Raw genomic sequence first — 23,950 nt, forward strand, 5'->3', positions numbered from 1 at the left:
GCTCCACCGACAGGCAGTGAGCGACCACTTCCTTTCCCGGCTGCCAGGCGTTGACGCCGGGGCCGGTACGGAGCACGACGCCCGACAGGTCCGAGCCGATCACGTGGTACGGCAGGTCGTGCCGCCGGCCCAGCGGTGAGCGGCGGCCGTACCGCTCCAGGAAGGCGAAGGTCGGCACCGGCTCGAAGATCGAGGACCACACGGTGTTGTAGTTCACCGACGACGCCATCACCGCGATCAGCGCCTCGCCGGGACCCAGCTCGGGCACCGGCACCTCGTCCAGGTGGATCGACTTGCGCGGGTCCTTGTCCACCGACGCCATGCCCTCGAACATGTCGGCTTCGCTCTTGTGCAGCGTGGCGGCCCGGTAGCTCTCCGGCAGCTGCAGGGCGGCGAAATCCTCGGTACTTGCGCAGCCGGAGGTGATGGCGTCAAGGATCTCCTTCACGGCAGTCTCCTTCCGCCGGCACCGCGCTCGCGCAGGTAGTCGGCCAGTGCGGGCACGGTGTCGAGGGCGGACAGGTCGTCGTCCATCTCCACGACGACGCCGTAGCGGCTCTCGACGGCCTGGATCAGCCGTACGAACCCCAGCGACGTCAGGCCGAGCAGCCCCAGCGGCTCGGGCTCGTCCTGTAGCGCCTCCGCCGCGCTGATCTGGCCGTCGCTGGCCTCGACGACCAGGTCGGCCAGCTCGCGGTGGAGGGGAGGGTGGGGGTCTGGGTGCGAGTACAGTTCTGCGGCGGTCACTCGGGCTCCTCCTGTCGCAGTTCGTCGACGGCGCTGACCACCCCGTCGATGGTCGGGGTGTCGAAGAAGGCGTCGAAGGGCACCTCGACGCCCAGCCGCTCCCGGATGCGGGCGATGATCTGCATGATCGTCAGCGAGTGGCCGCCCAGGTCGAAGAGCGTCACGCCGGGCGCGAAGTCGTCCACCCGCAGCACCTCCGCCCAGATGGCGGTCACAACCGCGGTCAGGTCCGCCGTCAGGTCCGCGGTCAGGTCCGCGTCGGAGCCCGCCCCCTCGGCGCCGGAAGGGGCGGACGGGTCGGGGAGGTCGAGCGGCGCGGGAAGGGCGGCGCGGTCGAGCTTGCCGTTGAACGTGCGGGGCAGCTCCGCCAGCCAGCGGAAGTCGCGCGGGATCATGTACCGCGGCAGATGCTCGGCGGCGTAGCCGCGTACCGGCGCCAGCCCGCCGCCCGCCGCGGTCCCGCCCTCCCCCACCAGATACGCGGCCAGCTCCCCGTCGCGTACCGCCACCGCCGCCTGGGCGACGCCGGGCGCATTGAGCAGCGTGCGCTCGATCTCGCCGGGCTCGATGCGGTGGCCGCGCAGCTTGACCTGGTCGTCGGCCCTGCCCAGGAAGTCGAAGCGGCCGTCGGAGCCGAGCCGGACAAGGTCGCCCGTGCGGTAGCAGCGCAGGCCGGCCGGGTCGGTCACGAAGCGCTCGGCGGTGAGGTCCGGCCGCCCCCGGTAGCCGCGGGCCAGCCCGGCGCCGCCGATGCACAGTTCCCCCGGCACTCCGACCGGAACGGGACGCAGCCGGGTGTCCAGGACCTGCAGCGTGGTGTTGGCGAGCGGCCCGCCGATGGTCACCCGTTCGGGGTCGGCGGGGATGTCGGAGGCGGTGGACCAGATGGTGGTTTCGGTCGGCCCGTAGACGTTGACCATGCGGTCGACGAGCGGGCGCAGCCGCCTCGCCAGCGGGAGCGGGAGCGCCTCGCCGCCGCACAGGGCGGTGATACGGGCGCCGGTCCAGCCGGCGTCGAGCAGCAGCTGCCAGCTGGACGGCGTGGCCTGGACGTGGGTGATGCCGGCGTCGGCGACGAGGCGGGCCAGCGCGGCGCCCTCGCGTACGGCCGCGTCGGCGGCGACCACGACGCGGCCCCCGGTGGTGAGCGGGGCGAAGATCTCCAGGCCGCTGATGTCGAAGGACAGGGTGGTGAGGTTGAGCCAGCGGTCGCCCGGCGCGGAGCCGATCAGCTCGCCGATGGCCGCGACGACGTTGGCCAGTGCCGCGTGCCCGACCTCGACTCCCTTGGGGCGGCCGGTCGAGCCCGAGGTGTAGATGACGTACGCGAGCCCGTCGGGCTCGGTCGCGGTGGGCGGCGTCTCGGGCTCGGCGGCGAAGGCGGTGAGCCCGTCGAGCGCCAGCAGGTCCAGGGCGGGCAGGTCGGAGGCAGCCGACTCGTAGGCACCCGCAGCGGCCGCACCCGGCTCGGAGCCGGCCGCGCCTGATGCCTCCGATCGGGCGCCCGCCCCGAGCGCCGCCATCGCCTCCGTATCGCCGAGCACCAGCTTGGCCCCGGCATCGGTCGTGATATAGCCGAGCCGGGACGCGGGCGAGGCCGGGTCGAGCGGCAGGTAGGCGGCGCCGGCGGCGAGGATGCCGAGCAGGCCGGCGACGAGTTCGACGTGCCGGTGGGCGCACAGCCCGACGACGTCGCCGGAGCCGACCCCGCGCCGCCGCAGCCCGTTGCCGATCCGGTGGGCGGCGCCGACGAGTTCGCGGTACGTCCAGGTGCCGCCGTCGCCCGACACCGCGACCGCGTCGGGGGTGGCGTCGGCTGCGGACCTGACCAGGTCGAGGACGGTGGTGGCGGGGCGCGGCCTTGCGGTGTCGTTGACCCGCTCCAGCAGTGCCCGCTCGGCGGGCAGCAGCAGGTCCAGGTCGCCGAGCGGCCGGTCGGGCTCGGCCAGTCCGGCGGTGAGCAGGGCGCGCAGATGTCCGATGATCCGCTCGGCGTCGGCGGCCGGCAGCAGCCGCGTCGGTACGTGGATGCGCCCGGTGAGCCCGTCGGGGGTGTCGATGAAGTGCAGGTGCATGGCGGCGCGGACTGTCGCCGTGGCGAACAGCCGCTCGACGGGGGACGCGTCCTGGCCGGGCGAGTCGGGGCGGAGCCGTATGTAGCTGGTCGAGACCGGCGCCATGGCCAGGCGCGGCGGCAGCCCTGCGACCGCGCGGCCGAAGGGCACCTCACGGTGGCCGTAGACCTCGCGGGCCTCGGCCCTCACCTCGCGCACCAGCCGGCCGAAGGGGCGTTCCAGGTCGGCGGTGAGGGTGACGGGCAGTTCGTTGACCCACATGCCCATCTCGCCCGCCATTTCCGGGCGCCGCGTGGAGACGTCCACGGCCACCGAGCCTGCGGTGTTGCCGTACCGGGCGAGCAGGCCGTGGATGCCCGCGAGCAGCACCTCGAATCGGGTCGCCCCGAGCGCCGCGGCGCCCGCGGTCAGGGCGGCGTCCAGTTCGCCGTCCCAGGCGAGGTCGAGGTGGGTGGCGTCCTCGGCTGCGCTCGGGGTCGCCGCGAGCCCGGGGAGCACGACCTCGGCGGGCGGGGCGGGACGTGCCGCCCAGAAGTCGCGGGCCGCGGGCAGGGCGTCTGCGACGCGTTCGGCCTGCGCCTGTGCGAAGCCGGCGAAGCGGTCGAGGGATCCGGGGCCGAGGGGCGTACCGGCGACCGCCGCGCCCAGGTCGGCGACGAGCATGTCGCGGCCGAGCCCGTCGAGGACCAGGTGGTGCGCGACGACCGACACGACGGTGCGGCCGTCGTCGACCCGCAGCACCAGGCAGCGTGCGAACGGCCCGGCCCGGTCCGCGGAGTCGGCGAAGTCGAAGCCGGTGGCGACTTCCGCGGCCAGGACTGAGCGCAGTTCGGCGGCGCTGACGTCGCGGTGCGCGACCGGGGCGGGCACGCCGGGGAAGAGCAGCGGTTCGCCGGCCGCCTCGGCGACGGTCGCGGCGAGCAGCGGGTGCCGCTCGGCCAGCGCGGCCCATGCCGCGTCGATCGCCGCGGAATCCGCTCCGCCGGGCGCGGTCACCACCGCGGGCACCAGATACGCCGCCGCGGCCCCGATGGCCCGCTCGGCGAACCACAGCCCCTGCTGGGCGGGGGTCATCGGGATGCCGGTCACTGCTTCGGCCATGGTTTCGCCGCCTCCTGTCCTGACGTTTCCGATGCGCTTGGTATTGCTGAGGAATTCGACGCCGCGGGTCCGGCCTCCGGGTCGGCATGGGCAGCGGTGGCGGCCCGGTCGAAAAGCGCACGCAGCCGGCTCTTGACGACCTTTCCGCCCGCATTGCGGGGCAGTTCGGCGACGCGGACGATCCTGCTGGGCTGCTCATGGCCGGCCAGCCGGGTGGCGAGGAAGCGGCGCACGTCGGCGAGCCGCAGGTCGCGGGTGGTGACGAGGGCTGCGGCAGGCGCAAGGCCGAGTACGGGGTCGGGCAGGCCGAAGACGGACGCCTCGACGATGTCGGGGTGCTCGTGCAGGGCCGCCTCGACGGCGATGGTGGAGACCTTGTCCGCGCCGCTCTTGATGACGTCGCTCTCCCGGTCGACCAGGAAGAGGTAGCCGTCGGCGTCCAGGTAGCCGATGTCGCCCATCCGGGTCCAGCCGGCTCTGAAGACCTGCGAGGTGGCGGCGGCGTCGTTGAGGTAGGCGCGGGGGGCACCCGCGCTGCGCATCCACACCTCGCCGGTCACCCCCGCGGGGCAGGGCTGCCCGGCCTCGTCACACACCCGCAGCGCGCCCCCTGCGACGGCGAGGCCGATGGCGGCGGGGCGCTCCTGGCTGAAGATCATGCTGGTCTGGGTCGGCGCGGCCTCGGTCGAGGTGTAGTAGTTGACGATCGTGGCGCCTGGCAGCGCCGCAGCGAGCCCTGAGGCGACCGCCGGCGGCAGGGCGGCGGCCGTCGAGCCGAACAGCACCACACCGGACGTGTCATGCCGCTCCAGCGCCCCTGACGCCAGCAGTTCGATCGCCATCGCCGGTACGACGAAGACGCTGCCCACCTGCTGCTGCTCGATCAGCCGGGCGAAGTGCTCGGGGCCGAACCGCGCGGTCACCAGCATCCCGGCGTGCGCGGTGAGGGCGTTGAACAGCATGGTCTGCCCCGCGTTGGTGCCGATCGGGAAGGCGTGCAGGAACTGCCGGGAGTGGGCCAGGGTGCGCAGCGGCGGGTCGAGGCGGGCGCCGTGGGTGAGGTTGGCGTGCGCGGCGATGACGCCCTTGGGCCGGCCGGTGGTGCCGGAGGTGTAGAGGATCTGCGCCGGGTCGCCGGGCCGCGGGCCGTCTCCTGGTGCCGCGTCGGGCAGTTCCGCGACCTCGTCGGGGCCCCAGCGCAGCCGGACCCGCGCGTCGAAGCGGGCCGCGTCCTGTCCGTGCAGCAGGGCTGTGGCGCCGCTGTGCTCCAGCATGTACGCGACCTCGTCGGGTGCGGCCCTGGTCGACATGGGTACGGCGACGGCCCCTGCGGCGAGCACGCCCATATACGCGCAGACGTAGCCGATCCAGTCCCGGGCGCCGTACAGCAGCCCGACGCGGTCGCCGACCCGTACTCCGGCCGCCCGAAGCCCTGCCGCGACAGCCTGCGTCCTGGCCTGCCACCGGGCCAGGTCGAGCGTGGCGCCGCCCTGCTGGACCGCGACGTGCTCGGGCTCCGCCGCCGCCCGGGCGGCGAGCAGCCGCGGCACGGTCAGCGCGACCGGCGGCAAACGGCGTACGCTCACCCCGCCGCCGGGGCGGCTGCGGCCACCGGCACCGGCACCGGCACCGGCACCGGCACCGGCACCGGCACCGGCCGATGCTCGCGCCGTACCAGCGGCTCGTACGTTCGTCGCACCACCCGCCGGTGTACCGGTCGCACGATCCGCCGGTATGCCCATCGCTCCGCCTTCCCCGTTGGTCATCGCGCCCCCTGTCCGACCGGCGCACCCGGTGCGGCCCCCTCGGCCGCCTCCCTCGCCTCGGCTGCCTCCTGCGTCGACTCGACGCGCGCCCGTACGGTCTCCGCCCCCACCTCGTCGTCGGGACGGGCGTCCGGGACCTCGTCGTCGAAGCGGGCCGTCCGCGGCAGCCGCATCGCGGTGAGGGCCACGGCGGCGATGGCGACGGCGAGCAGCAGATAGAGCAGGGCGATGCCGCGGCCGGGTCCGGTGCCCAGGACGCGGCCGAAGGTGCCGGACAGGGCGCCGCCCGGGTCCATGAGCGGCTGCAGCAGGTGCGAGCCGGTCGGTCCCAGGACGGCCCAGCCGATGGGCAGGGTGGACCAGGCGATCACGGTGTTGACGGCGAAGACCCGGCCGTGGAATCGCTGCGGCACCTTGACCTGCACGATCGTCGTATAGACGCCGTTGAGCAGCACCAGTGCCAGCGACATGCCGAAGGAGCCGGCCGCGATCACCCATACCGCGGGGCGCAGGCTGACCACCACGCAGAAGGCTGCCAGCAGCAGCGCGCAGCACAGCACCGTGTGCAGCCGCCGGTGCCGCGGCCCGCCCCACACGGTCATGGCCAGGCCGCCGAGCAGCGCCCCCACCCCGCCGGCGACCGACACCTCGGCGACCTGGTGCAGGTCGGCGAAGGCCAGCACCAGCGGAGTCACCATCAAGAACAGCGGCGACAGGAAGACGTTGAGGACCATGAAGAAGAGCAGCATGGAGCGGAAGCCGCGGTGGCCCCAGGAGAAGCGGATGCCTTCGCGTATCTCCTTGCCCAGCGGCTCCTTGCGCCGCCAGGCCAGCATCCGGGGGAAGGGGACGAGCAGCACGATCGCCACGGCGACGGCGTAACTGGCTACGTCGATGACGAGGATGCCGCCGAGCCCGATGACCGCGAGCAGCGCCACCGACAGCAGCGGCATCAAGGCGGTGGCGCCGCCGCCGACCATCTGCACGACGCCGTTGGCGTGGCCCAGGTACTGCTTGGGGACGAGCTGCGGTATTGCCGAGCTGTAGGCGAGCCGCTGGAAGGTCAGCGCCACCGAGAGCATGGCGAGCAACGGGTATATATGCCACGTCTGCAGCGAGCCGGTCCACAGCAGTATGCCGAGCAGCAGTTGGGTGCCGCCCGCCCCGATGTCGCCGCACAGCATGACGCGCCGTCTGCTGTGCCGGTCCACGATGGCGCCGGCCAGCGGCATCGCCAGCAGGCTGGGGACGAGCCCCGCGACCGCGAGCAGGGCGAAGTTCAGAACGGACCCGGTCTTGTCGAGCACCCACAGCGGCAGGGCCACGTCGGTGAGGGTCGAGCCGAGCAGCGACACGAGTTGGGCGAAGGCGACGACCAGGAAGCGTCCCATGCTGGGCTGCGGCCCGGTGGGTGCGACGGGGCGGGCCGAGCGCGAGGTGCCGTGCAGCCACCAGGTGGCGCGTTCGCCGCGGGCGGGCCGCGTCAGCGGCTCGGTGCGCTCCTCGGCCACGGCTGGGTGGACGCCGGTGACGATGTCGGCCAGTTCAGCGGCCCGCCACTTGAGGTAGAAGTGCCCGGCCTCGTCGAGGACCACCAAGGCCGTGCGATCGGTGAGGAAATGCCACTCGGTGAAGCGCTCCGCGTGGAATTCGGTGGCAGGGTCCCGGTCGCCGACCACGCTGATGATCGGTGCGCGCAGCCGCTGCGTGCCGGAGTGCATCAGCTCGGTGTAGTACTCCTCGGCATTGTCGGAGTCCTGGCGCATGGTGCGGATCAGGTGGCGGGCCTGGTCGGGTTCGAGGTCGTTCATGTCGACGCCGAGGCCGGTGAGCCAGTTGGTGTAGAGGGTGTCGGAGCGCAGCGACTCCATACGGGCAGCGCGTGACAGGGCCGACCAGAGGCGGTTGCGGGGCCGGGCGAAGGGGAAGATGGCGCCGATGTAGACGGCGTCCACGTCCCGGCCTGCGCTCTCCAGGCGGCGGGCGATCTCGATGATGAGCGCCGAGCCGACACCGCAGTGGCCGTACAGCGCGAGCGGCCCTTCGACCTTGGCGAGGATCTCGGTGCAGCAGCGCTCAGCCAGGTCCTCCAGGGGCAGTGACGCCTCGTCAAGGCCGACGTCATGGCCGGGGATGGCGATGGAGTACAGCGCGTGCCCGGCGGGCATGGCGTCGGCAAGCGGCTGGTAGACGACGGCGCTGCCGCCGCCGTAGGGCGCGCAGACCAGGGTGCGGACGCGCTGAGCGGCCGGCATGGGGCGGGTCAGCCGGTGCACGAGATCGCGGGGGCCGCGCCGGTCGAGGGGTACGTCGACGAGTCCTGCGAGGTCGCGGACGGTGCGCTGGGCGAAGAGGTCCATGACCGTGACACCGGCGCCGACCGCCCGGCGCAGTGCGGCGACGACCTGCACGGCCAGCAGGGAGTGCCCGCCGAGGTCGAAGAAGTCGTCGTCCAGGCCGATCCTGGGCACCCCAAGCAGTTCGGCCCACAGCTCGGCGATGAGGATCTCGGTCGCGGTGTTCGGCTCGGCATATGTGGCGGCGATGTCGCGGACCCGTACGGGCGCGGGCAGCCTGCGGCGGTCGAGCTTGCCGTTGGGGCTCAGGGGGAGGGCGGGCAGCACGTCGAAGGTGGCGGGCACCATGTAGTCGGGGAGCCGCCGCTTGAGAGCGCTACGCAGCGCGGTGGTGTCCGGCAGCGGGTCCGGCGGGGCAGCCGGGTCCCCCGGCTCGGCCACCAGGTACGCGGCGAGCCGCCGGTCGCCCGGTGTGTCCTCCCGTACGGTGACGGCCGCGTCGCGCACCCCCGGCTGCTCGCGCAGGGCCGCCTCGATCTCGCCGAGTTCGATGCGCAGGCCGCGCAGCTTGACCTGGCTGTCAATGCGCCCGAGGAACTCCAGCGTCCCGTCAGGGAGCCATCTGGCCAGGTCCCCGGTGCGGTAGCTGCGCTGCCCGCCGGGTCCCGGCACGAACTTCTCCGCCGTCAGCTCGGGCCGCCGCAGATAGCCGTGGGCCAGGCCCACGCCGGACAGGTACAGCTCGCCCGGCACACCCACCGGCAGCGGCCGTGCCTGCTCGTCCAGGACGTGGACGCGCATGTTGTCGATGGGGGCGCCGATGGGCACCCTGGCGCGGCCTGTCAGGCCCTCCACGGTGCACTGGTGGGCGGTCACGTCGATGGCGGCCTCGGTGGGGCCGTAGAGGTTGTGCACCTCCGCGTCGGGCAGCGCCGCCAGGGTGCGCAGCGCCAGGTCGACGGGCAGCTCCTCGCCGCTGCATATGACCCGGCGCAGGGTGCCGCACCTCTCACCGCCGTCCTCGGCCAGGAAGACCGCGAGCATCGACGGCACGAAGTGCGCCGTGGTGACGCCCTCGGCGGCGATCAGGTCGCGCAGGTAGCCCGCGTCCTTGTGCCCGTCGGGCCGGGCCAGCACCAGCCTGGCGCCGGTGAGCAGCGGCCAGAAGAACTCCCAGACCGACACGTCGAATCCGGCGGGGGTCTTCTGCAGGACGGTGTCGGCGGCGGTCAGGCGGAAGCGGCGTTGCATCCAGTGCAGCCGGTTGACGACACCGCGGTGGCCGTTGACGACGCCCTTGGGACGGCCGGTGGAGCCCGAGGTGTAGATGACGTAGGCGGGGTCGCCGGGGCCGGCCGCGGGTCCCGCGGTCCGGGAAGTGCCGGCGCCGTCGAGGTCGGGGTCGAGGTCTTGGGCTTCGCCCAGGTCGAGCACCGGGCACGCGGTCGGCGGCAGGGCGTCGCGGGCCGTTCCCGCGGTCAGTACGGCGACGGGTTCGGCGTCGGCGAGCATGAAGCCGAGCCGGTCCACCGGGTGGTCCGGGTCGAGCGGCAGGTAGGCGGCGCCCGAGATGAGCACGCCGAGCAGGGCGGCGACCAGGTCCGGGCCGCGGTGCGCGCACACGGCGACGATCCGGCCGGTCTGCGCGCCCGCAAGGCGCAGCCGGGCGGCGACGCGGTGGGCGCGCTCAGCCAGTTGGCCGTATGTCAGGACGGCGCCCTCGAAGACGACGGCGGGCGCGGCGGGCGCGGCCGCGGCTCTGGCCAGCACCAGGCCGTGCAGGGTGGCGTCGTCGGGGAAGTCCGCGCCGGTGTCGTTCCACGCGGCGGGTGCCGCGCCGCCCGCGGCGGCGAACAGTGCGCTCAGCGGCCGGTCCGGGTCGTGTGCGGCCTCGCCCGCGAAACGCCCGAACGTCTCGGCGATACGCTGCACCGTCTCGCCGTCGAAGAGGTCGCGGCTGTAGATGAGCGCGCCGGACAGCGTGTCCCCGGCGACCAGGTCCAGCTCCAGGTCGAAGCGGGTCGCGACGACGTCGACCACGAACGGCTCGACTTCGATCGGGTGAGCGGCGGGGCGGTCGGCGTCGGGGCGGGCGTCGGAGGCCGGGCGTGCGGCCGCCCTCGGGGTGCGCATGGACAAGGCCGCCTGGAAGATCGCCGACCTGGCGGTGTCGCGTTCCACGTCCAGTTCGGTGACCAGCTGCTCGAACGGCAGCTCCTGGTGCGCGTAACCGTCCAGCACCGTGTCCCGTACGCGGGTGACCAGCTCGGTGAAGGTCGGGTCGCCCGCCGTGTCCACGCGGGTGACGAGCATGCTGACGAACATGCCGATCAGCGGCTCCAGCTCCGGGTGCGTACGCCCCGCCTGCGGTGAGCCGACCGCGAAGTCGTCCTGCCGGGCGTAGCGGGAGAGCACCGCCGCATAGGCGGCGAGCACCGCCATGTAGAGGGTCGCGCCCTGGCCGAGTGCCGTCCGCCGCAGGGCCGCGGTCGCCGCCTCGTCGAGGCGGACGCCGACCGGCGCGCCGCGGAAGGTGGGCCGTGCGGGGCGCGGCAGGTCGGTGGGCAGGTCGAGCGGGGGCAGCCCGGCGAGGCGGTCGCGCCAGTAGGCGACGTCGCGCTCCTGGGCGCCGTCGGCGAGCCGCTGCCGCAGCCGGTCGCGCTGCCACAGGGCGTAGTCGCCGTACTGCATGCGCAGCGGCGGGGCGGTCGTGGCGCCGGAGGTGAGCTGGTCGAGCAGTTCGCCGACGAGCAGTTCCGCCGACCAGCCGTCACAGACGATGTGGTGCACCGTCAGCACGAGTACCTGGTCGCCGGGTTCCAGGGTGAAGAGGGCCGCGCGCAGCAGCGGGCCGCGCGCCAGGTCGAACGGCTCGGCAAGGCGCGCGGCAACCGCGGCACGTACCCACGTCTCCCGTGCCGCCGGGTCGGCGCCTTCCGCGTCGGCGGTGTCCGGCGCGATCGCCACGGCCTCGGCTATGTGCAGCTCCGGGCGCCCGTCGTCGGTGGCGGCGAAACGCATCCGCAGGCTCTCGTGGCGCGCCGCGACCGCGTCGAGCGCGGCACCGAGCGCACCCGCGTCGATGCCGCCGCGCAGCCGCAGCACGACGGGCACGGTGTACGCGGCGGTGCCGGGCGCGTACTGCTCCATGAACCACAGCCGCTCCTGCGCCGGGGACAGCGGTACGGCGGTGCCGGGCGGGCGCGCCGGGATCACCTCGGCGGGGGCAGCGGGGGCGGCGGGGGAAGCCGCGGCCTGGCGCAGCCGGGCGGCCAACAGGGACCGTTTGGCGGCGGACAGCTCTCCGGGCGTGGTGGTCATCGCGCCACCGCCCGGGTGACCGGCTCTGCCACGGGCTCATTCGTCGTGGCGAATGAATCCGCCGCCACCCCACCCGTTCGGACGGCCAGTTCCGCCGCCGCTTCGTCGTCGGTCAGGTTCTCGATCTCTGCGGCCAGCGCGTCTTCCACGGCCCGTGCGAAGCCCTCGACGGTGGGCTGCTCGAACATCGCGCGGACCGGCAGGTCCAGGCCGACCGCCGCGCGCAGCCGGCCGATCGCCCGCACGGCGAGCAGTGAGTGGCCGCCGAGCACGAAGAAGTCGTCGCGGGCGCCCACCTGGTCGAGGCCAAGCAGCTCGCCGAAGATCGCGGCGACCAGGTGCTCGGCGTCGGTGCGCGGGGCCTGGAAAGCGGCCCGCACGTCGTCGCCGGCCGCGGGAGCGGGGAGGGCGGCCAGATCGACCTTGCCGTTGGCGGTGAGCGGGAGCGCGGGCAGCACCATGACGACGCCGGGCACCAGCAGTGCGGGCAGCACTTCCGCGGCGTGGGCGCGTACGGCGTCGGCTGTGGCGGTGCCGGTCACGTAGGCGACCAGGGTCTGGTCGGCCGCGGTGACCACGGCCTGGCCGACGCTCGGGTGGGTGGTCAGGGCGGCCTCTACCTCGCCGGGTTCGATCCGGACCCCGCGGACCTTGAGCTGTCGGTCCAGGCGGCCGAGGAATTCCAGCAGGGGCGCGTCCCGGCGCCAGCGCGCCCGGTCGCCCGTGCGGTACATCCGGCCCTCGCCGTACGGGTCGGGCGGGAAGCGCTCGGCGGTCAGGTCGGGCCGGCCCGGGTAGCCGTCGGCGAGACCGGCGCCGGCCAGGCAGAGTTCACCGGCCGAGCCGCGCGGGACCAGCCGTCCTGCCGGGTCGAGCAGGTAGGCGCGGACCCCGCCGATCGGGCGGCCGATCGGCGGCCTGCGGCCGTCCTGTCCCCCGTCCGTCAGGTCCACGGCGGTGGCGATGACACCGGCCTCGGTCGGCCCGTAGGTGTTGGTGAGCCTGATCCGGTCGCCGTGCAGTGCGCGCCAGCGGGTGACCGCGGCCGCGTCGACCTGTTCGCCGCCGAGAATCACCAGCCGCAGTGCGGCCGGCCACACGGGGTCGAGGTCGAGCAGCGCCTGCCAGTAGGCCGTGGGCAGGTCGAGCACGGTGATCGCCGGCTCCGCCGCCAGCACCTCGGGCAGCGACCGCGTACCGCCGGGCAGCAGCACCAGGGTGCCGCCGGACGCCAGGGTGGGCCAGATCTCCTCGGCGTGGGTGTCGAAGCCCAGGGCGGCGAACTGCACCACGAGGTCGGCCGGGCCGGTCCCGTACGCCTGCGCCATCCAGGCGACGCGGTCCCGCAGTGCCGCCTGCCCGACCAGAACCGGCTTCGGGGTGCCCGTCGAACCGGACGTGAACAGCACGTACGCGGCTCCCGGCGCCTGTACGGGCGTGTGCGCGCCCGGCGTGATCCCGTCGGGGGTGACGACCGCTGCGACCCCGGACTGCTCGACCAGCAGGTCGCGGCGGGGCGCCGGCAGGGCGGTGTCGAGCGGTACGTATCCCGCGCCGCTGCGCCAGGCCGCGAGGAGGGCGGCGATCTGTTCGGGGCCGCGCGGCATGGCGACGCCGACCAGGTGGCCGGGACGTACGCCTGCGGCCTGCAATGCATCGGCCAGTTCGCGGGAGCGCTCCCACAACTGCCGGTAGCTGACCTGCTCGGTGCCGCTGTGCAAGGCGACCGCCTCAGGCGCGGCGGCGACCGCCCGCTCGACGGCATCGGTCAGCGGCGGCCCGCCGGGGACAGCGGGGCCGGTGCCCATGCGGAGCAGTTCGGCCGCGGCGGCCTCGTCGACGAGCGGCAACTGCCGTACGGGGGCGTCCAGGTCGGCCAGGACCACGCGCAGCACCGCGGTGAAGCGGTCGGCCGCCGCTTCGACGGTGGCGGCGTCGAAGAGGTCGGCGGCTGCGGTCAGCAGGATGTCCATCCTGGCCTGCCCCGCTCGGGCGTTGATCGCCGTCGGGGTGACGAACACGTCCATCGCCACGTCGGTGAGGGTGCGCCGGGAGCCGTCGCCGAAGCCCTCCGCTGTCACTCCTTCGAAGCCGTCGGCGCCGTCGAAGCCGGTCGCAGAGACGTCCATCGTGGAGTGCAGGGTCATCGTCGCCTGGAAGAAGGGGTTGTGGCTCGGGTCGCGGGCCAGTCCCAGGTCGGCGACCAGCTGCTCGAAAGGCACCTCCTGGTGGGCGAAAGCGCCCAGGCAGGCGGTCCGCGTGCGCCGCACCAGGTCGCCCACCGTGATGTCGCCGGACAGGTCGGCGCGCAGCACCAGCATCCTGACGAAGTAGCCGAACACCGACTCGGCCGCCACGTCGTCCCGGCCCGCCACCGCGGTCGCCACGCACAGGTCCTGCTGTCCGCTGATCTGGGACAGCGTCAGCTGGTAGGCGGTCATCAGCACCATGAACGGGGTGCAGCGCAGCTCGCGTGCGACGCGCTGCACCATTTCCCACGTCTCGTCGTCGAAACTCCGCTCTGCGCATATGCCGGCGGAAGTGCGCCGGGCGGGGCGCGGCCTGTCCAGCGGCAGTTCCAGCACCGGCGGCCGGTCGAGGACCGCCCTCCAGTACGCGGTCGACGCCTCGTCGTCGCCCTGGTGGGCGCGGGCGTGGTCCAGGTAGCGCATGCCGGGCGGGGTGGGGGCGATGCCGCGGTAGGCGTCGGCGGCCTGCCGGTAGAGCAGGTTCAGCGACCAGCCGTCGCCGACGCTGTGGTGCGTGACCGCGCACAATACGTGCTCGGTTGCGCTCAGCCGCAGCAGCCCGATCCTGATCAGATGGCCCTGCGCCAGGTCGAAGGGCCTGGCGACCAGTTCCTCGACGGCCCGCCGCGCCTCGGCCAGGTCCGCGACGTCGGCATGGTGCACGGGTAGCGCCCGCGGGGCGAGCACCTCCTGCAGCGGTTCGCCGTCCTCCTCCACGAACCGCGTGCGCAGGCACTCGTGGACGGCGACGACGCTGTCGAAGGCGCGCACCAGGCGCGCGGTGTCGAGGTCGCCGCGCAGCAGCACGCAGGCGGAGATGTTGTACGCGGGGTCGTCCGGGTCGAGCCGGCTGAGGAACCACAGGCGCCTTTGCGCGGCCGTCAGCGGGCCGCGGTCACGCTCGGACATACGCCGCTCCCGGGGTCTCCTCTGCGCCGTGCGGATGGTCGTCGCGCCCTTGCGGGCCGGTCGCGCGGCCGGCCGGCGGCTCGTCGGGCGCGGCCGTCAGGCGGTCGAGCAGCGGGAGCAGACCGGGCGCCCGCCAGTCCTGGACGACGGCCACCGCGCCGGCCGCCTCGAACCGCCGCAGGTAGTCCGGGTCGTGGACCGTGGGCACGGCGACGACCCGGCTGCCCGCGTCACGGGCGGCCAGCGCGCCGGTGACCGAGTCCTCGAAGACCAGCTGCCGTTGCGGCGGCACCCCGAGCAGCTGTGCGGTGGCCAGGTAGACGTCGGGCGCGGGCTTGAGCCGCGGCACGTCCCGCGCGGCCACCACCCTGGCCTCGCCGAAGAGCGCGAGCAGGCCCGCCCGGCGCAGGACGGCAAGGGCGACGCCCCGCTCGGTCGCCGTCCCCACGGCGATGGGCACCTCCAGGGCGCGCAGCCGGTCGAGGACCGCGCCGACCCCGGCTCGCGGGGCGATCTCCTCGACCGAGGCGGCCAGGTCGTCGAAGCACCGCTGCTTGGCGGCGAGCGTCTGCGCGGGCGGCACCGCAGGACCCGCTGCGGGCGCCAGTGCGGCGATCTCGGCCGCCACCTGGGGGTCGGGGCCGCCGACGAAGTGCGGCAGCCGCTGGAGCGCCTGGTCGCGGGTGAGGTGGACGCCCGCCTGCCGGGCTGCGGCCAGCCAGGCCTCGTGGTGGAGGGCTTCGAGGTCGACCAGGGTGCCGTCGAGGTCGAAGGCGACGCCCGCTACGGGGGCGTTCACCGTACGGCCCCGGCGGCGTCCGCCCCACGGCGGGCCAGCCGTACGACGGCCAGCTCCTCGTCGTCGTACGTCACCGCGGCCTCGTAGCGGGGCGTGACGAGCGACAGGAAGTAGCCGAGGTCGTCGATCATGCCGATGCCGTCCGCGGGGTCTCTGCGCACGTGCTTGGACATCACCAGCAGCGCCGAGTCCGCGACCCGCAGGCTGTCCATGATCAGGGCGGACAGGTCGATCGGGGTGAGCATCCGCCACAGGTCGAGGTGGACGGCGCAGTCGAAGGAGCCGTCCGCATACGGCGTGCGGACGCCGAAGAGGTGCGGGTTGCCGGGGCCGAACTCGGCTCCGTGGTCGACGGTGGTGGTCTGCCCTGCCAGGGCCGCCGCAGCGAGGTCGAAGCCGATCCACAGGCTGCTGGCGTTGTCCGGCAGATCCGCGGCCTTGCGCACGCGGTCGGCGGGGACCCGGCCCGGGTGGTCGCGGAGGAATTCGCGGCAGTCCTCGTAGAAGGGCAGCGTCCTGGCGACCCGGCGGTGGTTGTCGGAGGGGTGGGTGAAGAACTCGATGTCGTAGTGCCGGTATTTGTCGACCAGGAAGGGCAGGACCGGCTTGGTCTTCTCCCATTCCGTCGTCCAGTCCCGGAAGTGCGGGGCGTGGTAACACAGGGCCGCCGGGTCGTAGCGGAAACAGCTGCTGTCGCGGCCGTTGTGCCGGTAGATGCGGTAGGTGAAGTCGGTGTCCTCGTAACCCCACTGCACGAAGGCCTCGTCGAAGCCGCCGACCTGCATGTACAGCTCGCGCGGCAGGGAGAGGTTGTGGGTGAAGCCGAACATCCAGCCGGTCCGGCGGTAGACGTCGAAGGCGCCGGGGCCGGCGGAGGCGGCGGGCTCGCCGGGGTCGCCCGGGGCGCTCTGCGGCAGGTCGCGGTGGTCGCCCTCCATCGGGAGGAGGGCGAGCTCGTCCAGGACCGCGCCATTGCGGCGCAGTTCGGCGAAGGTGCCCCAGCTCGGCTCGATCCGCCGCCCGTAGACCACGTCGGGGCCGGTGTCGCCGGGCGCCCGCAGGTGGTGTCCGACCAGGTCGGGGGCGGCGATGGAGTCGGCGTCCATCAGCAGCAGGCGGTCGCCCTTCGCGGCGGCGGCGCCGGAGTTGCGGGCGGCCGACCGGCCGCGGTTGACGTCGTGGCGTACGTAGCGCAGGTCCAGGTCCGCCTCGTGGCGGCGCACCACGGCGTGGACGTCCTGCACGGAGGCGTCGTCGACCACGACCACCTCGAAGCTACCCCGCCCGGCGCTCTGCCGGGTCAGCGAGTCGAGGGTCAACTGCAGGCAGTCGGCCTGGTTGTAGGTCGGGATGATCACGGACAGCACGGCTAGGCCCCCAGGCGAGCGTCGGTGGATGGCGTCGGGGCGGCAGGCCGGGCGGCGGCCCCGCCACCCGGTCGTCCGCTGCCTTGCAGGATGACCGGCTGCCGCTGCCAGTCGGCGCGGCTGCCCGGGCGGGCCGGGGCGTCGCGGCAGAGCACGTACCGGTGCGGCGTCATGGTCAGGTTTCCGTCGAGCCGGTCCAGCAGGGCGGTGTGCAGTTGCTCGGGTGTGGTCGGCGCGGCGGTGACGAGGTAGGCGATGAGCCGGTCCTCGCTCGCGGCGCCGTTGTCGGCGGTGTCGGCGGTGTCGGCGGTGCCGCCGTCTGCGCGCTCGACGAATACATCTGAGGCGATGGTGCCCGGCAGGGCGGCGAGCAGCGCGCGGACCGCGGCCAGGTCGATTCGGCAGTGATCGATCACTACCTTGGGCTCGGGTACAGCCAGTTCACTGACGCCGACCAACTCGGCGACCCGTTCGCGCGTGAGGTCACCCGTCTCGAACAGCTCGATCAGTACGATTTCCAGCCCGGCCAGCACCTTGCGGGCGCTCGCCGCGTCCAGCAGCCGGCTGTCGCTGAACAGCTCGATGACCGCCCGCGAACGCAGCGCCTTGACGTGGAAGTACAGCTTCAGCTGCTCCTTGTCGCGGCCTTCGAGGTCGGTGACGTCGGTCTGCGCGGTCAGCTCGCGCAGTCCGGCGGCGCCGAGAGCGGGCGCCGGCCCGGCGGCGCCCGGCTCGGGCGCCACGTTGACGGTGCTGAGCATGCCGAGGCTGACGCCCCGTGCGGTCGCCGTCTCCGCCATCAGCCGCGCCACGTCCCGCGGGTCGCTCTGCCCGCGCAGATACGCCAGCGCCGACGCCTGGTGCGCGGCTTTGACGGTCCGGGCGAGAGAGCCGGCGTCCAGCCGGACCAGTGCCGGGGCGCCTTGGTAGAAGGTGCCCACGGAGGCGGAGTCCACCGGGGTGAAACGATTTCCCGCGGCCAGCACCAGCGGCACGGCGTCCGTGCCGCTCCTGATCCCGATGACCGTCGCGAGTGCGCCGAGCACCGCGGCGGCCGGGCTGACCCGCAGCCGACCCGCCACCGCCCGTGCGGCGGCGGCCAGCGCGGCCGATGTGAGCCCGACGCCCGGGAAGAGCGGGGTCTCCCCCGCCTCCGGCAGGTTGGGGAAGGCGGTCTGCGGCGCCGTCTCCAGCATCCGGCGCCAGTACGCGAGCGAGGCGTCGTTGGCCTTACGCGCGGGCGCCGACTGCTCGAACCCGGCGCGGGCGCGCGACTGCCATCCCGCGAGCGCCGGCTGCGCCCGCGTATTGCGCAGCAGTTCCAGGAATTCGCCGCGGAGCACAGTGCATCCCCACGCGTCGACCGCCAGATGCGAGAGCACGAATACGACCTGCCGCGGGCGCCCTTCGGCGACGACGACACTCGTCCTTAGTGGCCACTCACTACCGTGCGCGAACGGCTTGTGCCACAGCCGCTGCTCCTCCTGCTCGGCGACCCGGCGTACCCGCCCGGGAACCGTCCGCACGACCTCCACCGGCAGTGCGCCGGACCCGTCGCACAGCTGCCCGGGCTCGCCGTCCTGGCCCTTGGGAAAGCGGGTGCGCAGCACCTCGTGCCGCTGGACCAGGGTGCGCAGTGCGCCCAGCACCCGCTCACTGGTGGCGTCGGGCGGCAGGCGCACCCGCAGCCGAAGGCTGATGAAGTGGTTGTCGGGTGCGAGCGACTCCAGGATGTCCCAGACGAAGCGCTGGCCCCAGGTCAGTTCCGCGCTGCCGCCGTCCAGGCCGGCGAAGTCCAGCGCCACCAGCTCACGGGAGTCGGCGGCCCCGGGCGCTGTCGCGGTCGATACGTCCGGTGCGCGGCTCGTCATGACGCACCAGACGTCGGTTCCGCACCGTCACGGGTGAAGAGCATGAACCAGTCGCCGACGCCGACCAGGTCGCGTACGTCCGGGTCGGCGACGGTCTGCTCGCGGGCGGCCAGGACGTAGCCATGCCGTTCGAGGACCGGCCCGAAGTCCAGCCGCAGGTAGTCGTTCTCCAGGCTCAGCAGCTTGTCGCCCTCGTTGGGCACGATCATCAGGGCGGGCACGTCGTTGCGCGCCAGCAGCCCGATCCACGCTTCGATCGCGGACAGCGGCATCTCGGAGAAGCTGTGGATGTTGACGGCCAGGTCGGGCCGCCCGGCGGCCAGGCCCGCCTCCATCTCGTCCAGCGGCAGGACGGTCGCCTTGTGGTCGGCCTTGCGGAAGCGAAGGTAGTGATCACTCAGAAACGTCGACTCCGGGATGGCGTCGACGCACAGGTAGCGCGACAGGCCCGGCACGCACTCCACCATGCGGTGGGCGAGGCGCCCGTATCCGGCGCCGACGTCGACCACGGTGACGTCCGTCCTGGACAGCAGCCCCCAGTGCCGGTCGAGGAAGTAGATCTCGTTGACGGAGTCGAGCAGGTCCCTGCTCGCCGTCGGCATCTCCTGGAAGTCGAAGGTCCAGCAGCCGAATGCGCCGTCCTCGTGCGTCCGCTCCAGGAGCTTGTGGGTGTCCAGGGCGCTGATGTACTGGGCGAGGAGGAAGAACTTCAGCCGGGCGTTGTCGCCGAGCTGGCGCAGCTGCCAGACGTACGCGTTGTCGCCGCGGAAGTACTTGAGGTTCAGGTCGCGCAGGCGCCGGCTGCGGCGCCAGAAACTGCCTGGCTTGAAGGGTGAGTCCATGCCGCGGTACCTGGCGCGCAGCGCCTGGAGGTCGGGGTTGCGGTCGTCGAGGACGGCGGCCAGTTCCGCGGGGAGCGGCCTGGAGTCGTCGTGCCGCCCGTGGCCGGCGTGGATGCGGAAGCTGCTCAGCTCGGTGGAGGTCCGCGTCAGCGTCAGCCCGAAAAGGCCCACAAGGTAGCGGACGGTCAGGAAGATCCTGGACGTGTAGTGGTTCACTGCGCTCACCCGTCGACAGCGGCTCGGTAGCGGCAGGCGTCGCCGCCGCCCAGGACACGGACGGCCATGTGGCCGAGCGCCACGTGCAGGTCCTCGGTCAGGCCGTAGTCCGCCTGCCCGAAGACGACGTGCCGGTGCGCCAGCGGCGCCAGTTCACCGGGGTTGCCGATCGCGGCCAGCACGGTCATGCCGAGGTCGCGGCCGACCTCGGCGGCGCGCACCAGGTTCGCCGAGCGGGCGCTGACGCTGAGCAGCAGCAGGACGTCGCCCGGCCTCGCCCAGCCCGGCAGCTGCCGCGAGAAGATCTCGTCGTAGGAGTAGTCGTTGGCTATCGCCGTGACGCGGGCGATGTTCTCGGTCAGGGCCACGGCCTGCGGCGCGGTGTCGCGTGCGCCGCCGAGTGCCGCGGCGGCGGCCATGAGGTCGGCGGCGATGTGGATGGCGGCGGTGCTGCTGCCGCCGTTGCCCGCCACCAGGACGCGGCGCCCCTCGCGTATCGCGACGACCAGCGTTTCCAGGACGGCGGCCGTCGAGCCGGCCTCCATCTGGGCGAGGGCCAGGGTCAGGTCGTCGACGTAGCTCTTGACGACGGCCGCGGCCTCAGCCGCCACCGCCCCGGACCCCGACCCGGCTCCGGACCCCGATCCGGATATCGGCTCCGCCCCACTTGTGGGAGCGCTCCCACTCAGCATCCGCATCCCCCATCGCAGATCCTCACTCACCGAAGAATCGGGATCCTGTCAGGGGATATGGCGCAACGTCAACCATCTTCAGGGGCAGGAGTTTCCGGCCCCCGGAGGCCATTTCACCCGCCCCGGACCCCGTCCCCGCAGGTCAGCCCGTACGGCCCGCGCGAGCACCGCGATCATCCCGGGCCGGGTGACACGAACCCGCGGGTTCGTATCCAGCCATCGCCTCCGCGACGCCCCGGCCCACCCGCGGACCACTCCCGCACGCCGGATCCGCTACCCTGTTCACCGTCGGGAGCCTGGCTCACCGCCCCCCGGCCCCAGTAGCTCAGGGGATAGAGCACGGCTCTCCTAAAGCCGGTGTCGCAGGTTCGAATCCTGCCTGGGGCACACCTGTCCGCAGCGCGGAGTTCGCCGGGACCCCCGCGGAGCGCTGAGTTTTCGCCGACTGCCGCCAGCAGCTGGAACTGCCATTCCGGGTCGGCCTGGCCGACGGTCAGACCGACCCATCGCCGCCCGTCAGGCAGCCGCCACATCTGCATGCCGGCGGCCACACGACGGCCTCGGTGCTCCGGTCCTCCCAGACGTCCTGGTTCTCACGGAGTACAGCCAGGTGGAAGCCGTGCCCGCTCCACCGGCTGCTCGCTCCGGGCCGGCCGTGCTCGTCGGGGAAGGGCCGGGCAATCCGGCCGTCGACGACCGCCAGCTGCTCGTCGCAGGTGCCTGGGGACTGGGGCTGGGGCGGCATGGGCGAAGCCTGGCTCCGCGGCTCCGGCCTGGTGCCGTGATGGCGCCGAGGGTGGTGGGGGCCTGGGCATACGCTGAGTGAACAGGGCGGCGACCCGGTCGCGGGGCCGGGGGCGCGCGGGCAGGGAAGGGAGGCGGGGCGTGGGGCGGAGGCGGCGGGCTCCCGTTTCGCCGTTGGCGCAGGTGGGCGGGGTGGATGCGGTGCGGGTGCGCCTGCCCGGGGACGGGGGCGGGCGGTGGGGGACCGTGCGGGAGTTCCTGCTGGGGCGGTACGGGTCCGTGGTCGGCGGGGAGCGGGTGGAGGCGATGCTCGCCGAGGGGCGGTTCGTGACCCTGGACGGGCCGGTCGGGGCGGCGACACCGTACGAGCCGGGCGGGTGGGTGTGGTTCCACCGGGACCGCGCGCCCGAGGCGGAGGTGCCGTCCGAGGTCGGCGTCGTCCACCGCGACGAGCGGATCGTGGTCGCCGACAAGCCGCACTTCCTGGCGACGACCCCGCGCGGACAGCACGTCGCGCAGACCGCGCTGAGCCGGCTGCGGCACGGCCTGGGCCTGCCGCTGCTGACCCCGGCCCACCGGCTGGACCGGCTGACGGCGGGACTGGTGCTCTTCGTCGTACGGCCCGAGGACCGCGGCGCCTACCAGACGCTCTTCCGGGACCGGAAGGTGCGCAAGGAGTACGAGGGCGTGGCCCGTCACGACCCGGCGGTGGCGCTGCCGCTGACCGTACGCAGCCGGATCGTCAAGGAGCGCGGGCGCATGGCGGCGGAGGAGCGGGCGGACGGGCCGCCGAACGCCGAGAGCCGCGTCGAACTGCTCGGCCGCCGCGACGGCCTCGGCCGCTACCTCCTGCTGCCCGCGACCGGCCGCACCCATCAGCTGCGGCTGCACATGAGCGGCCTGGGGCTGCCGCTGCTGCACGACCCGCTCTACCCGCGGCAGTTGCCGCAGGCCGACGCGGACGACTGGTCGCGGCCGCTGCAACTGCTGGCCAGGGCACTGGAGTTCACCGACCCGCTGACCGGGCGGGCGGTGCGCTTCGAGAGCCGGCTGCGACTGGCGGAGTGGCCGGACGAGCAGGGGTGACCCGCCGTCAGGGCCGCGGCGGCACTGGGGCGGGCGCCGCCGTCAGGGGCGCGGCGACACCGGGTCCGCGGGGTCGGCCGCATGCAGCAGCGCGAAGAAGGCGCCCTCGGGGTCCCTGAGCAGTGCCAGCCGGCCCACGCCCGCCATGTCGGTGCCGGGCATGAGGACGGCGCCGCCGCGCCCGGCGGCCTTGGCGACCGTGCCGTCGACGTCCGCCACCGAGAAGTACGGCTGCCAGTAGCTGGTGCCCTCGGGCAGCATGTCCGTGCCGAGTTGCATGATGCCTGCGTGCGAGCCCTGCTGGCCGCCGCCGGAGCGCGATGCGACGACGTAGGGGCCCGCGTCGCCGGGCAGCGGCATGTCCTCGAAGTCCCAGTCGAAGACGGCGCCGTAGAACTGCTTGGCCTTGGCCGCGTCCGTCGTGTACAGCTCCGTCCAGCACAAGGCGCCGTCGCCGACCCGGTCGAGCCCCGGGTTCGTGCCCGGCTCCCAGACGGCGAACTCCGAGCCGCCCGGGTCCGTGTAGCCGGCCAGCCGGCCCTGGTCGGCGACAGCCATCGGCGGGAAGCGGACGCTGCCGCCGGCCTGCTCGACGGCCTTGGTCGTCGCGTCGGCGTCGGGCGTGTGGAAGTAGACGGTCCAGGCGGGCTGGGCGTGCGCGTCCTGGAGCGGGCCGAGCGCGGCGACGGTGTCGCCGTCGAGCTGGAACATCCCGTAGTCCCCCATCTCCGGCCCCGCCGAATGGAATTGCCAGCCGAACAGGTCGCCGTAGAAGGCGGCCGCCGCCGTGACGTCGCGGCTTCCCAGGTCCACCCAGTTGGGTGCGCCGGGCACGTAGTCATTGCTGAGCATGCTGGTGACCTCCGTGGGCCGAGTGATCGGTGAGGCGTTCGATCTGCCGGTTTTGGACGGTGTGTCCTCTCTCACACTCAGCATGGCACCAGCCGCTGACAACCGGGGTTCCCACGCTCGGCGGGAGCGCGTTGGGCTGGTCAGAGGGGGTGGCGGCCCGGCCGTGGCGGGCTGGCTGACCGTGGCGGGCCGGGTACGCGCGGTGGTCAATGGATTCGATGATTGTCAGTGGCCCCGTCTAGGGTGGTTCACATGTACGGGGGAAGTCTCGATCAGGCGAACGCCGCTCTGCGCGCATACGTGCAGGAGCACGGCGACCGGCCGTGGACGGCAGAAGAGCTGGCGGAGTTGGCGCGGTTGCGCGCCCGCTGGACCGCTGCCGCACGCGGCGCCGGTTCCGGTGTCGGCATACGCCAGGTCTCCGGGCCGGTCTCGGGCGCCGCGGTGGTGACGGCGGCGTAGGGCCTGGCGGCCAGGCCCTTTCTGAGGGTGCGTTCGATGTGACGGGACGTCACGTCACGTGTGCCGTTGTGGGGCGGGGGTTCAGGCGCCTGCGCGGACGGCCGCGTGCGGGGGGCGTACGGCGTCGGTGCCGGGGGCCGGTTCCGCGGTGTCGTCGCCCAGAGCGGTGATCCGGTTCGCCGCGTCGACATGGACGACCGCCGGGCGCAGGGCGCGGGCCTCGGCGTCGTCGACCTGGGCGTAACTGATGAGGATCACCAGGTCGCCCGGGTGCACGAGGTGGGCGGCGGCGCCGTTGATGCCGATGACGCCGGAGCCGCGCTCGCCCTCGATGACGTACGTCTCCAGGCGGGCGCCGTTGGTGATGTCGACGATGTGGACCAGCTCGCCCGGCAGCAGGTCGGCGGCGTCCATCAGATCGGCGTCGATCGTCACGGACCCGACGTAGTGCAGATCAGCCTGGGTCACGGTGGCCCGGTGGATCTTGGACTTGAACATGGTGCGCAGCACGGTGCCGCCTCCCGGTACCTGAACAGGTCGCGTCCCCGCACGGG

Annotated in this window: 16 protein-coding genes and 1 tRNA gene; 3 read left to right on the forward strand and 14 right to left on the reverse strand. The window is 73.5% G+C overall.

All coding sequences use genetic code 11. From position 1 onward, the window contains the following. From JT723_RS26340 to JT723_RS26390, 11 genes are all read right to left on the reverse strand, one after another. Positions 1-448, reverse strand: a 448-nt coding sequence (locus JT723_RS26340; protein WP_372441382.1) for an alcohol dehydrogenase catalytic domain-containing protein, incomplete at its 3' end; no start/stop codon positions are given. Continuing rightward, positions 445-747: a phosphopantetheine-binding protein gene (locus tag JT723_RS36255; protein ID WP_205047293.1), complete on the reverse strand. Its 303-nt coding sequence runs from the start codon at positions 745-747 to the stop codon at positions 445-447. The genes JT723_RS36255 and JT723_RS26340, both read right to left, overlap by 4 nt. Then, on the reverse strand, positions 744-3,923 hold the full coding sequence (locus tag JT723_RS26350) for a non-ribosomal peptide synthetase (protein WP_205047294.1): 3,180 nt from the start codon (positions 3,921-3,923) through the stop codon (positions 744-746). The genes JT723_RS36255 and JT723_RS26350 overlap by 4 nt, the downstream gene beginning before the upstream one ends. Then, on the reverse strand, positions 3,908-5,509 hold the full coding sequence (locus JT723_RS26355) for a class I adenylate-forming enzyme family protein (RefSeq protein ID WP_251512980.1): 1,602 nt from the start codon (positions 5,507-5,509) through the stop codon (positions 3,908-3,910). The genes JT723_RS26350 and JT723_RS26355 overlap by 16 nt, the downstream gene beginning before the upstream one ends. A 176-nt stretch (positions 5,510-5,685) precedes the next feature. Beyond that, positions 5,686-11,307, reverse strand: a complete 5,622-nt coding sequence (locus JT723_RS26360) for a non-ribosomal peptide synthetase/MFS transporter (RefSeq protein WP_205047295.1) — start codon at positions 11,305-11,307, stop codon at positions 5,686-5,688. After that, positions 11,304-14,465: a condensation domain-containing protein gene (locus JT723_RS26365; protein WP_205047296.1), complete on the reverse strand. Its 3,162-nt coding sequence runs from the start codon at positions 14,463-14,465 to the stop codon at positions 11,304-11,306. The genes JT723_RS26360 and JT723_RS26365 overlap by 4 nt, the downstream gene beginning before the upstream one ends. Then, the gene (locus JT723_RS36260) at positions 14,452-15,264 is read right to left on the reverse strand and encodes an HAD family hydrolase (RefSeq protein ID WP_205047297.1); all 813 of its coding nucleotides are present in this window, start codon (positions 15,262-15,264) and stop codon (positions 14,452-14,454) included. Before JT723_RS36260 ends, JT723_RS26365 begins: the two co-directional genes overlap by 14 nt. Continuing rightward, positions 15,261-16,622 carry a glycosyltransferase family 2 protein gene (locus JT723_RS36265; protein ID WP_205047298.1) on the reverse strand — a complete coding sequence of 454 codons (1,362 nt, stop codon included), beginning with the start codon at positions 16,620-16,622 and terminating at the stop codon, positions 15,261-15,263. Before JT723_RS36265 ends, JT723_RS36260 begins: the two co-directional genes overlap by 4 nt. A gap of 11 nt (positions 16,623-16,633) precedes the next feature. Then, entirely contained in the window at positions 16,634-18,502 is a 1,869-nt protein-coding gene (locus tag JT723_RS26380) for a condensation domain-containing protein (RefSeq protein WP_205047299.1), read from the reverse strand. After that, positions 18,499-19,569 carry a putative sugar O-methyltransferase gene (locus tag JT723_RS36270; RefSeq protein WP_205047300.1) on the reverse strand — a complete coding sequence of 357 codons (1,071 nt, stop codon included), beginning with the start codon at positions 19,567-19,569 and terminating at the stop codon, positions 18,499-18,501. Before JT723_RS36270 ends, JT723_RS26380 begins: the two co-directional genes overlap by 4 nt. Beyond that, a complete protein-coding gene (locus JT723_RS26390) occupies positions 19,566-20,171 on the reverse strand; it encodes a D-sedoheptulose-7-phosphate isomerase (protein ID WP_205047301.1) in 606 nt (201 codons plus the stop codon). The genes JT723_RS36270 and JT723_RS26390 overlap by 4 nt, the downstream gene beginning before the upstream one ends. A gap of 395 nt (positions 20,172-20,566) precedes the next feature. Between JT723_RS26390 and JT723_RS26395 the strand changes: the two genes are divergently transcribed. Further along, positions 20,567-20,639 (forward strand) — tRNA-Arg (locus tag JT723_RS26395). Positions 20,640-20,745: 106 nt separating this feature from the next. Here the strand turns inward: JT723_RS26395 and JT723_RS26400 are convergent. After that, complete coding sequence (locus JT723_RS26400) at positions 20,746-20,997, reverse strand: hypothetical protein (RefSeq protein ID WP_205047302.1); 252 nt, start codon at positions 20,995-20,997, stop codon at positions 20,746-20,748. Positions 20,998-21,137: 140 nt separating this feature from the next. On the opposite strand from JT723_RS26400, the gene JT723_RS26405 reads away from it, so the two are divergent. Further along, positions 21,138-22,082, forward strand: a complete 945-nt coding sequence (locus tag JT723_RS26405) for a pseudouridine synthase (protein ID WP_205047303.1) — start codon at positions 21,138-21,140, stop codon at positions 22,080-22,082. A gap of 42 nt (positions 22,083-22,124) precedes the next feature. Here JT723_RS26405 and JT723_RS26410 read toward each other — a convergent pair whose 3' ends face one another. Beyond that, positions 22,125-22,934 (reverse strand): VOC family protein, encoded by an 810-nt coding sequence (locus JT723_RS26410; protein ID WP_205047304.1) that lies wholly within the window; start codon positions 22,932-22,934, stop codon positions 22,125-22,127. 252 nt (positions 22,935-23,186) lie between these two features. On the opposite strand from JT723_RS26410, the gene JT723_RS26415 reads away from it, so the two are divergent. Beyond that, positions 23,187-23,396 (forward strand): hypothetical protein, encoded by a 210-nt coding sequence (locus JT723_RS26415; RefSeq protein WP_205047305.1) that lies wholly within the window; start codon positions 23,187-23,189, stop codon positions 23,394-23,396. Between the two features lie 81 nt (positions 23,397-23,477). Here the strand turns inward: JT723_RS26415 and panD are convergent, their stop codons facing one another. Beyond that, the gene (gene panD, locus JT723_RS26420; protein WP_205047306.1) at positions 23,478-23,906 is read right to left on the reverse strand and encodes an aspartate 1-decarboxylase; all 429 of its coding nucleotides are present in this window, start codon (positions 23,904-23,906) and stop codon (positions 23,478-23,480) included. Between the last annotated feature and the right edge of the window lie 44 nt (positions 23,907-23,950).

Origin of the sequence: Actinacidiphila bryophytorum, assembly GCF_016916835.1 — a bacterium.
Lineage (GTDB): Bacteria > Actinomycetota > Actinomycetes > Streptomycetales > Streptomycetaceae > Actinacidiphila > Actinacidiphila bryophytorum.

Coding starts and splice junctions, on each gene's coding strand:
- JT723_RS26365 (WP_205047296.1), bottom strand. CDS start 14,465: ATGTCCGAGCGTGACCGCGGCCCGCTGACGGCCGCGCAAAGGCGCCTG.
- JT723_RS26380 (WP_205047299.1), bottom strand. CDS start 18,502: ATGACGAGCCGCGCACCGGACGTATCGACCGCGACAGCGCCCGGGGCC.
- JT723_RS26360 (WP_205047295.1), bottom strand. CDS start 11,307: ATGACCACCACGCCCGGAGAGCTGTCCGCCGCCAAACGGTCCCTGTTG.
- JT723_RS26350 (WP_205047294.1), bottom strand. CDS start 3,923: ATGGCCGAAGCAGTGACCGGCATCCCGATGACCCCCGCCCAGCAGGGG.
- JT723_RS26415 (WP_205047305.1), top strand. CDS start 23,187: ATGTACGGGGGAAGTCTCGATCAGGCGAACGCCGCTCTGCGCGCATAC.
- JT723_RS26400 (WP_205047302.1), bottom strand. CDS start 20,997: ATGCCGCCCCAGCCCCAGTCCCCAGGCACCTGCGACGAGCAGCTGGCG.
- JT723_RS26410 (WP_205047304.1), bottom strand. CDS start 22,934: ATGCTCAGCAATGACTACGTGCCCGGCGCACCCAACTGGGTGGACCTG.